The sequence below is a fragment of the Paenibacillus sp. FW104-T2 genome, from assembly GCF_058789975.1.
In genome coordinates this window covers 19,712-30,763 of record NZ_JBYTCE010000003.1, presented here as the reverse complement: position 1 = coordinate 30,763, position 11,052 = coordinate 19,712, and the positions used below count along the sequence as shown (strand labels likewise).

Here is an 11,052-nt window from a genome sequence, read left to right as displayed (position 1 = left end):
TATTTTAACACCGACCTAACATCAGCGCAATTTAAACTTTTTAATACCTCTGATAAGAAATGTTTTGCAGTACAGCTTTAGTGTAATGACGTTTAAATTCATCTCTTTTTCGAATAATTATACACATTTTAAGACAGAGTACAACTGATTTTATCTGCTGACAAAAGAAAAACATTCCATATGCAGCCTGTGTTTCTGCTTAATATCACCAAATTCCCACTCCGCTTTCGAGCAAAATGCAGCCCGAACATGCATTTGTATACAAAAAGAGCCTGCGACCCGATTTGGGGTCACAAGCTCTTTGCACTTTTTGACTACTATGTTGCATAATTTTGATACTGGATACCAAACTTTATTTTTCCATCCAAGCCATTACTCTGCATGACTTCAGACTTATGCTGTCACAACTTGACCCGATTCGGCCGAATCAGTCATTTCAGCCTCTTTTTTCGGACGACGGCCACTCCAGAGAAAGTACGCCAGCGTCAACAGAATGGATACCCCTGCATAGATAGCCAGAATTCCAGCCTGATGCCACATCACATCGAAGTTGCCACTGGACACGACTGCTTTGAAGCCCATTATACTATGCGTCATTGGTAACCATGGGCTAAATGCCTGGAGCCAGGACGGAATCAGTTCTACCGGGAAGGTTCCTGCACTTGCCGCAAGCTGGAATACCAGCAGCAGAATGACCACATAGCGTCCAGGCAGATCGAGCCAGGTAACAAGCGCCTGAACAATCAACATGAACGTCAGCCCCGTAATAATTGTGAACAGATAGAACAGTCCTACACTGTGCGTTTCCAGACCAAGACCATACAGCATGAAGCTCGCAACGATAACCGATTGAAAAATGCTCATGGAACCAAATACGAGTGTACGGCTTACAAAACGGCTCCAGCCGGATGCGCCCGGTACGGATGTATCACGCATTTTCAAAATAATGGTCGAGATAAGGGATCCGACAAACAATCCAATGGACAGGAAGAAGGGCGTCAATCCTGTACCGTAATTGGACACGGATTCTGCTTCATTCTCAGCCGAGTTAATCGGTTCAGCAAACATGTTGACCACATCATCGGTCTTCTTCACTTCAGACGTTTTCTGAGCGGCATCATTCAGCTTGGTTGCCAGTTCACTTGAGCCATCTTTAAGCTCAGTCAAACCATTAGCCAATTCGCCTGCACCATCACCAAGCTGTTTGGAACCGTCTGTCAGCGAACTCACACCACCGCTCAGCTTACCAACGCCGGTTTGCAAGGCACTTGTGCCTGTGCCAAGTTGTTTGGCCCCATTCACCAGCTGAGTGCCGCCGCTTGCAGCTTCACCCAACTTGCCGCTAAACTGCTTCAGGCCGTCAGAGAGCTTCGCTCCGCCTTCGCTAAGCTGATTGGCTCCAGCGAGCAGCTGCTGCTGTCCATCAACCAGCTGGTCGGCTCCAGCCAGCAGCTGCTGTTGTCCACCGTGAAGCTCTGTCGCACCTGCTGCAAGCTGCTGGTTGCCCTCGTGAAGCTGATTTGCACCTTGCGCCAGCTTTTGTTCACTCTCGTGCAGCTGTGCGCTGCCTTCTGCCACAGCCTCACTGGCTGCCAGCAGCTTCTGAACATCCTCACTTGCAGCCAGCTCCGGATTAGATGCAGCCAGCTGTTTCAAACCGTCCGCCACACCTTGGGCACCGTCCGCAACTTTACTGCTTCCATCCACGGCAGACTGTAAGCCTGACGCCAGCGTTCCACTACCCTGCACTGCACTTTGCAAACCTTCAGAGAGCTTCGCACTGCCTTGTTCGGATGATTGAAGACCTGCCTGCAGCTTGCCTGTGCCATCAAGTGATGATTGAAGACCTGCCTGCAGCTTGTCACTGCCATCCTTTAACTGGTCTGCTCCGCTTTGAAGCTGATCCGAGGCTGCAGCCTGCAGCTGCTGAAGACCGGATACCAAACTGGTTGTTCCGCTTTCCAGCTGGGTGGCCCCGGTATGCAGTGCATCAACGCCATCGCTCAATGGAGATAGTCCATCCTGAAGCTCAAGTGTTCCGGATGCCAGTTTGGCCAAATTGTCTTTCAGCTTGACCGCACCATCATCCAGTTTGCCTGCCCCCGTATTCAGTTCGCCCGCACCATCGCCGGCTTCCGCCAGTCCGTCAGATACTTCGGAGAACTTGTCGAGCAGCGTTTCGGCATAGGCCTCTGTCACCTTGGCAGATACCTTCGCCTTAAGATCCTTGATTGCCGTCTTGCCGATCTGTGCACCTACGAAGCTGTAATTGCCGTTCGGTTCGTAGATCAGTTCAGCTGGCTGCGGTTGATCATCCAGCAGCGTGGTGGCCTGGGAAGAGAAATTTTCAGGAATCGTAATTTGCATATAATACTTGTCGTTCTGCATACCCTCTTTGGCCTGAGATGCATTAACGAATTCCCATTCAAAATCTTTATTTTTCTTCAGCTCATCCACCAGATCGTCACCGACCTGCAAGGATTTGCCTTCAAGCTCTGCTCCCTTGTCGAGGTTGACGACAGCAACCGGCATCTGGTCAACATGACCATACGGGTCCCAATAGGCAGCCAGATAAATGCCGCTATACAGGATCGGAATAAACATTACTGCAATGACGGGGATCAACACCTTCGGGTTTCTCACGGCCGATCCCACATCCTTGAAAAACACGGATAAAGATTTCATGTCATTTTCTCCCCTAACTCTCTGCTTCACGAGCAGGAACTAACTTGATGTAAACATGTGAATAAAATCAGAAATTTGCTGAAATACGAACTGACCACTTTCCTCAAACGGTCAATTCAGGACAAAAAACAAACCTGCCTCTCGGCAAGCCTCACTGCCTTCAAGCAAAAAAGACACTCCACATTCTCCCTATATTATAGTAGAGAAATTTGGAAACTACATGACGGCAGCAATTCCTTCCATTAAGAAAAGACGAAAGTAATTTTTGATTTCCTCTTTGCTGAGCGGTTCGTGCTGTTTATTCCAATCCGAGGTGAGCGCTATATACAGACGGATCATCATAAAGGCTACGACTTGCGGATCACAATCCCGAATCTCACCGCTGTCTCTGGCTTTCTCCAGCTCCTTGGATAAGAAGTCGGAAATGACCTTCTCCACCTTGTCCAGACCCTCCTTGGCCTGAAGTGTTCCAAAATCCTTAAGTTCCTGGGATAGCTTCACCAATAGTTCATGATCACGTCGGAATTCCAGCAATGAATCCAGCACACGAAACAGGTTATCAAAAAAGGCACTTTCCTGACGCACTTCACGATGGGCAATATTTTTCATTTCCTGGATCACTTCCACCAGAATCTGATCAAACAGCTGCTCCTTGTTCGTAAAAAAAGTGTAAATTGTCCCTTTGCCTACATTCGCTATCTTGGCTACCTGATCCATCGTGGTAGCTTTGTATCCAAACATGGCGAACGACTGAGCTGCTGCATGAATGACCTGCTGCCTCCGGTCAATCGGAGCCATCATATCCCCTCCTTCACTGATTTTCACTTATAAAATGACCGAAAATACAATTTGGTCACTTGGTCAAAACTTACATTATCACCTTCGTCAACAGATTGCAACCCTAACATTTCAAATTTGTGTTAATTTATTTTAACCGAAATGCAGTGGAAAGTGATTCATTCGTCGTCTATAGTGTATGATGGTTCCAATAATACGGATTAAACGAAGATGGGCTGTCTCAGAACATCAACTTTCGTGTAAATATTTATGGAATGAACATGATTTTCCGTTTCGCTGTATATTCATGTATTGAAGGGTACGGCAGAACGGTGAACTTATCAAATTTAAACTTATGAATAAAGGTGAACTCATGCGAAAACCAAGAGTGCTCTTATTATCCGAAGGTTTCGGCACCGGTCACACCCAGGCCGCACATGCGCTGGCAAGCGGCATCAAAAAGGTCAGTCCACACGTCCATAGCCGCGTTATCGAGCTTGGCAAATTCCTGAATCCGACGGTGGCTCCGCTTATTTTTTCCGCCTATCGAAAAACACTATCCGTCCAGCCCAAACTCGTCAGCATGCTGTATCGGACACAATATAATAAATCGTTGAACGGATTTACCAAACTTGCTTTGCATCGGATTTTCTATACTCAGACGGCGCAGGTCGTATCCCAGTTGAAGCCGGATGCGGTAATCTGTACCCATCCATTTCCGAATGCGGTCATTTCAAGGCTGAAACGGCAGGGACTAAACATACCGCTGTATACAGTCATTACAGATTACGATGTGCACGGTACATGGATCAATCCTGAAGTAAATCAGTATCTGGTCTCTACCCCGCAGGTTAAGGCATTACTTGAAATTCGGGGAGTCGACCCCTCTCGAATTCAGGTTACGGGAATTCCCGTGCATCCTGATTTTTGGGAAGCAGGTGACAAAGTACGGTTACGTCAGGAAATGGGGCTGAAGGATATGCCTACGGCACTGCTTATGGGCGGTGGATGGGGGCTTTCCTTTGATGAAGAACATATGAAACTATTAACCTCCTGGGCCGATCGGGTGCAGCTCGTTTTTTGCCTTGGAAGCAACGAGAAGATGATCTCCAAGATGAAAGAGATGGCTTGCTTCCAGCATCCGAACATCCGCATTCTCGGTTACACCAGGGAAGTCAGCAAGCTGATGGACGTATCGGACGTGCTTATTACGAAACCGGGCGGCATGACTTGCACAGAGGCTCTGGCTAAAGGGCTGCCGATGTTGTTTATTCCACCACTTCCAGGCCAGGAAGAAGAGAATTGTGAGTATTTTGTACAAGCCGGATACGGCCAGGTCATACATTCAGCAGACGTTATTACCACAAGGTTCAGAGAGCTGTGTGACGGCACAAAAGCACCGAGTGAAGCTGAAAGCCAGCTGAAAGTTGTACGCAAACCGTGGAGCAGACCGTCCTATGACCCAACGTCCTGTGCACAGGCTGTTCACGAATTATTATGCCCGGGTGCAGCTGAGTTCCCCTCCACGCTCAAGGAACGCTTCAAAGCCGGAATTCCTGCCACGACGCTGTCAGGTACCAGAATCCCATTTTAAGGCCTCTAAGGGCCCTTGGAGCTCTTCTGGGAGGGTGTTGAATGTGGATAGACATGTCCTTTGATTAACATTCACTCATTTGAAACGAAATGCATGCAGAAAAGGTTCCCTTCTCATTTTGGAAGGGAACCTTCTTCAATTTCATTTAAAATAAGCGTATGTTTTACCAGAAAAAAGGGTAATTTAAAGGAAAGAGATCCATGTAAATACCGAAATAAAACTCTGTTTCAGGTGTTTTCAAAGGTTCGTTTAATGTAAATACATTAACTACCCTGCCTGTTTGCAGAATTTTCAGATCAATTACTTGTAAAAAGTATGATGACCGATCGTTTTCACTTTTTTCTTCGAATGGGCAACCGTCAGATCATCGGCAAGCGTCAATGACAAGAAATAATACGTATCATCAGCGACTTCCTTCTGTCCATTCAGTGCAGCGTTCACTGCCTTCACGCTGTCCTCATTGGGAACTACACGCTTCAGACGTCCGTTGGCTACCGGGCTGAATTGAGACTTCTGATAGATTACCTTATAAATAGTATCGGGAAAATTGGCTGACCGCAGCCGGTTTAAGACAACATTGGCAACTGCCACTTTGCCTTCGTACGGTTCACCTTCCGCCTCTGCCATGACGATTTTTTGAAGCAGAAGCAGCTCTTTATCGGACACACTGTATGACCAGGTTGCAAGTTTTGAGTCCTCCTGGTTCAAAAGCTCAGTCCGCGTAAAGTAAAGTTTTTGGGGGGGAGTTGTTACAGCAGCAGCCGCTTTGGCCTTCTCTATTTTGGCCAATTTAAGGGCAGCTTCTTTTTTGGCTTTGGCCGCAGCAGCAGCTCTAGCCTTATGCTTGGCCTTGGCTTCCTTCAATTCCTGTTCTTCCTGAGCAGCCGTAAGCCAGTCCTTGGCTGGCAGTGAAGCCGTCCAGTTTGCCGTATGAATCGATGAATCAGCAGACAGACTTGTCCCGTCTGACATCATTCGCCTGTCCCCAGCAGAAGAAGATGATGCGCTATTTTGCACAGAAGCTGCCAGATCGGTCATCTGTTTACTATCACTTGCCTCGTTCCATTTCCCAGTTGCCTGAACTACATTAACCCCCACTATACATACAAGCAGCACAGATAACATCGGTGCTACCCAACGATTCTTGCTTATAATATCCATTCGTAAGATTCCTCCTGTCGCAACAATTCCCTTAACTAAGTAACCCAAAAAAAAGAATTTGAATAACGATGGCTAATATTACATAGGGATAAACGTAATGTCAATGTGATTTTATGTCATAAAAACATGTTTCAGGAAAATGAAAACGTATCCACAACCTCATACATCGGCGATTGTCCCAGCCTGGTCACATAAAGTACAAAGTCCTCCACAATCCATGATTTAGCACCCAAGGAATGTTCCGGAAGCACCCCATAAATACCTTTATCTTCATTTCCTGGGGCTAAACCCAGAAATTTGCGTGCTATGGTAATGTGCGGCGAGTAAGGTCTCAGCTCTGCTTCATATCCAAGTGTGGATGTGGCCTCCACGATCCGTTTGTGAAGAAGATTCAAAGACTCCAGCTCGCCGTCCACACCCCTCCACAACACCTTCGGAGCATCTTTCAGACCAAAAGTACCCCACCCGGAAGTTTGCAGTTCAAACGGCTGAATTCCAGTACTCGCCATGCGCAGCGCTTTCCGCAGATGACCGATATCACTCACCAGTGTATCTCCCAGAAATTGCAGCGTGATATGGTAATCCCGATGGTCTGTCCATTTGCGAAAATCGAGTCCGTTCTTCACCATTCCTGCATCGAGTTGAAGGGATTCCTGAATAGCTGCCGGGAGACGTATCGCCGTAAATAATCTTTCCCGCCGTGATGGTAGATCCGTATATGAATAGTTATTCATCATCGTATACACCTCTCTAAAGTTCGTTCTATTATTTCATAATCATATGTCCTGTTTCAAGTTGGGTAATTATAGATTGACACAAATGTCAGCACTCGCACATGAGGCTGCACTCCTGCCTTTCTGCAGCATTTTCTCAAATCTGCTACACTTATCTCACAACTCAATTGAATTCAGGAGGTTACACACTATGGGTAAAATTGTATGTTTTCCATCTTTATCTGCGGAACAGCAGCAGCGCATTTTAGACGCCGCACCCGGCTATACGCTGACCGTCAGCAAAGCCAAGGAGATTGACCCTGCTGCGTTAACAGAAGCCGAAATTATTGTTGGCTGGTCTCCACTCGTCACAGAACATGCCCTGAAGAAGGACAGCCTTCTGAAGTGGGTACAGGTCTGGTCCGCAGGTGTGGATAACCTCCCCTTCTCGGATTTGGAACAAAAAAATATTCAGGTGACCAGTGCCAATGGCGTACATGCCATCCCGATCACTGAAATTATTGTAGGCATGATGTTATCGCACAGCCGCTGGCTGAGACAAGCCATGCTTCATCAACAGCAAGCCGAATGGAAAAATCCTGGAAAACCACTGCCAGAGCTGCACGGCAAAACGGCTGTCATTGTTGGTGTAGGAGAGATCGGCACCGAAGCTGCCCGTATTCTCAAGGCGTTTGGCATGAATGTCATCGGGGTTCGCCGGTCCGGCAAAGACGTTCCTAATGTCGATCACATGTACGATATGTCCGGACTGCATGAAGCTTTGGGCAAAGGTGATTATGTCATTAACATTTTGCCCCTCACAGACGAAACCCATCATTTGTATGATCAAACCGCATTTGAACATTTCAAGACAGGCTCCTGCTTCGTCAATGTAGGACGAGGTCCAAGTGTAGACACTGAAGCGCTGATGCGTGCACTGGATAGCGGCCAGGTCGCCTATGCTGCGCTGGACGTTTTTGAAGAAGAACCCCTTCCTGCTGAGCATCCATTATGGCAAAAGGACAATGTGTTAATTACCCCCCATATCGCGGGAAGTACGGAGCAATATACGGATCGGGCACTTGATATTTTTGTGGAAAATCTGGAAGCTTACCTGGCGGGCAAGACGCTGCCGCTCAACCTGGTCGACTATAGTCATAAATACTAATTCGCCCTCCATTTTCCATGCACAATTGTACAAATGCCTTATCATTATTTCTAAAAATGGATATAAAAAAACCTCCACACCCGGAAATCATTTCTTCCGAGTTGGAGGTTTTCTTCTACTATATAACTATGTGCATAACCAAACGTGACGTATAAACGTGCCTTTACGAACAGCGCAATACTGATTCACTTCCCACCCTGCTGCAAGCAAATGCTCTTCCATCCATTCCGTGGATACAACTACAGCCCGTTTCGCCAGCCTGCGCAGACTTGTCAGCATGATGCGCTGGTCTTCATCCGGGAGGACGGAACACAGATTGTAGGGCATATCCAAAATCGCTGCGTCGTAAGATCCGTCTAATTCATTCATGTCACCCAGTGTAAGGCAAGCCGGATCATAACCAAAGTGCGGCAGATTGATGCGCGCTCCCTGAATGGCCAGCGGATTCAGGTCGTTCCCTCTCGCCTCAATTCCCATGGAGAGTGCTTCAATGACTACCGTACCCATGCCGCAGCATGGATCGAGCAGCCGCTGGTTCAGAATGTTCGGTACGGCAATGTTAACGAGAGATCTGGCCAGCGCAACTCCGAAACCAGTGGAGTAATTTTGCGGCTTCTGCTGATGGCGTTGCCACGATCGATCCGCTTCTGTCCACCGACCCAAGATCCATTTTCTACCTGTTCGAATTAGTCCAAAGGTCACTTTTGGGCGCTTCATCTGCGCCTTGCCCTTAATGCACATTCCTACTTCTCTTTCCAGCTGACGGGAATGTTCATAATCAGGCATATGGTCTCCTTCTTTCAAACATACCACCTTAAACGTCTCTTCTTGAAGCAATTCAATCTTCGCTGCAGTCGGAAGCAGATCCTTCACGGTCTCTGCTTCCGATATCACGTCCAGCCTTCCATGAATAAATGGGCTTCTGCCTGGTGGAATGCATATATTAGACCGGACATATGAGCGTAAATCCGAATTTATTTCCAGTCTGGAACCAACCAGTGTATGGAGCTCGAGCGAGCATAATTCACGCTCATTCTCATGACAGGCAAACGTATAGATGTAATCTTGGTTGATTGAACTCCTTGTGATGTCGGTCGAATAGATTTCAGTCAAAATTGCAGCCGTCCTTCATGTTTCTTCTATTATAAGAAGAAGGTTTATATTTTTAATTTCTCGATGGAAGTAAGCAGGTCATCCGACAATTCCTTCAATGATTGAATGCTGCCGCTAATCGTTTCCATGGAGCTTACCTGTTCTTCAGCTGAAGCCGAAACTTCCTCTACGCTTGCCGCAGATTGTTCCGATACTGCCGAGATCTGTTGGCTGAAATCATTCATGCGTCCACTTGCATCCTGCATGCCTTCCAACCCAGCTGTCATCGTGCCAATCACGTGAACCATTTCCTCTACGGATTCATTAATATTCCGGAACAAATTACCCGAAGTTCGCACATGCTCTTGCCCCAGTTCAGTCTCCCGGACACCTGTACGCAATTCAGCAACAACTCCCTGGGAATCCTGCTGGATATCTTCCGTAATCACTGTAATTTCCTCCACTGAAGTCTGCACCGCTTCCGATAACTTCCGAACCTCGGCTGCGACCACGGCGAACCCGCGACCACTCTCTCCAGCGCGGGCTGCCTCAATGGAAGCATTCAATGCCAGCAGGTTGGTCTGCCTTGCGATGTCACGAATCACTTGGACGAGCTTGGAAATATCCTCGTTTTTACGGTTGAGCTGCTCCATCCGCTCCATCGAAGCCGAGACAGCCCCGGAGATTTGCTGCATTTGCTGCACCGATTGCTCCATCGCCTTACGTCCATTCAATCCCTGCTCCAGCACACGTTCTGACATCGCACTAAGCTTGCTCCCTTGATTGGCATGCTGCTGAATATGATCGTTCAATCCCTCAACCGCACGTGCTGATTCAACTGCCGTTACGGCCTGGCTCTCTGCAGCCTTGGCTGACTCTTCCATCGTGATGGCAATCTGCTGACTTCCAATTTTGACTTCTTCCGAGGAAATGGCCAGCTCGTTGCTCTGGCGATTCACCGCTTCGGCAACACGTCTGACATTCAGCACCATGGAAGTCAGATTCCCTTTCATCGTGTTTACCGCTTTAGCCAAGAGCCCCACTTCATCTTCGTGCTTGGTATGTATATCCTGCACATTCAATTGGCCTTCTGCAATCAGCTTCACTGCACTAATAACCCGGAGCAGCGGTTTCACAACCTGCGAACGGATAATCGGAATCGCAATCGCTGTGATCGCAATCATGATCAGCACCCCTACAATAATGATCATTCGGCCATTCTGCACTGACCTGATGGTTTGTGCTGCCGAAAGATCCGACTGATTCTGATTGTACTCGACCAAAAAATCCAGATCGACCTGCATGGCATCGAAGGAATCAGCCCCTTTTTCCGATACTTCCTTCGCCAGTTGGGATTGTCCTTGATCACTCAAATTGATTGCTTGGGTATTCAGCTTAAGGTAAGCTGCCCACTTCGTCTTGAATGCATCCCAGTGCTCCTGTTCGTCTGTCGCCTTTTCCTGCTGATCGTATATTTTGATCGTCTGTGCCGTTTCGCGAATGTAATTGGTACGCTCTTCAGCGAGTTCAGCCTTGTCTCCATCCGGAGCATCAAAGTGCCGGTAACTCAATGACAAAACATGTTCGGTGGTATAGTTCAACCTATTGATTTGCTGAATCGAGGGCATCCAGTTGCCCGTAATCTCATTGGTATTGGCTTCCATGGAGTTTAACCGGGTGACAATGGTGACACTAAGGAGAATTAAACAGAGGATTAACAAATAGAACGCGATGCTGATACGCAGACCGATACTCCTGACCTTTAATCTGCTGAACATGTGATTTCCCCCTTATGCCTGATTCGGACATTCTCCGAACTTTCAGTTCTTTGGTCTTGGTTTTACCCTTCTTTTGGCATCTTG

8 protein-coding genes are annotated in these 11,052 nt (G+C 47.5%); 2 read left to right on the top strand and 6 right to left on the bottom strand.

Features of this window, described 5'->3' with window-relative positions:
* Positions 1-393 precede the first annotated feature (393 nt).
* On the bottom strand, positions 394-2,685 hold the full coding sequence (locus AC3WQ3_RS04860; protein WP_492471592.1) for a YhgE/Pip family protein: 2,292 nt from the start codon (positions 2,683-2,685) through the stop codon (positions 394-396).
* A 216-nt stretch (positions 2,686-2,901) separates the two neighbouring features.
* The gene (locus AC3WQ3_RS04855; protein WP_154892652.1) at positions 2,902-3,483 is read right to left on the bottom strand and encodes a TetR family transcriptional regulator; all 582 of its coding nucleotides are present in this window, start codon (positions 3,481-3,483) and stop codon (positions 2,902-2,904) included.
* Positions 3,484-3,835: 352 nt separating this feature from the next.
* Between AC3WQ3_RS04855 and AC3WQ3_RS04850 the strand changes: the two genes are divergently transcribed.
* The gene (locus AC3WQ3_RS04850) at positions 3,836-5,056 is read left to right on the top strand and encodes an MGDG synthase family glycosyltransferase (protein WP_492471744.1); all 1,221 of its coding nucleotides are present in this window, start codon (positions 3,836-3,838) and stop codon (positions 5,054-5,056) included.
* Between the two features lie 300 nt (positions 5,057-5,356).
* Here AC3WQ3_RS04850 and AC3WQ3_RS04845 read toward each other — a convergent pair whose 3' ends face one another.
* Both AC3WQ3_RS04845 and thpR read right to left on the bottom strand, forming a co-directional pair.
* Positions 5,357-6,217: a cell wall hydrolase gene (locus AC3WQ3_RS04845; RefSeq protein WP_095288975.1), complete on the bottom strand. Its 861-nt coding sequence runs from the start codon at positions 6,215-6,217 to the stop codon at positions 5,357-5,359.
* 131 nt (positions 6,218-6,348) lie between these two features.
* Positions 6,349-6,951, bottom strand: coding sequence for an RNA 2',3'-cyclic phosphodiesterase (thpR, locus tag AC3WQ3_RS04840; protein WP_492471591.1), 603 nt, complete (start codon positions 6,949-6,951; stop codon positions 6,349-6,351).
* 190 nt (positions 6,952-7,141) lie between these two features.
* Between thpR and AC3WQ3_RS04835 the strand changes: the two genes are divergently transcribed.
* Positions 7,142-8,098 carry a D-2-hydroxyacid dehydrogenase gene (locus AC3WQ3_RS04835; protein WP_492471590.1) on the top strand — a complete coding sequence of 319 codons (957 nt, stop codon included), beginning with the start codon at positions 7,142-7,144 and terminating at the stop codon, positions 8,096-8,098.
* A 126-nt stretch (positions 8,099-8,224) separates the two neighbouring features.
* Here the strand turns inward: AC3WQ3_RS04835 and AC3WQ3_RS04830 are convergent, their stop codons facing one another.
* Positions 8,225-9,202 carry a TRM11 family SAM-dependent methyltransferase gene (locus AC3WQ3_RS04830; RefSeq protein WP_492471743.1) on the bottom strand — a complete coding sequence of 326 codons (978 nt, stop codon included), beginning with the start codon at positions 9,200-9,202 and terminating at the stop codon, positions 8,225-8,227.
* A gap of 53 nt (positions 9,203-9,255) precedes the next feature.
* Positions 9,256-10,968, bottom strand: coding sequence for a methyl-accepting chemotaxis protein (locus AC3WQ3_RS04825; RefSeq protein ID WP_492471589.1), 1,713 nt, complete (start codon positions 10,966-10,968; stop codon positions 9,256-9,258).
* Positions 10,969-11,052: the final 84 nt, after the last annotated feature.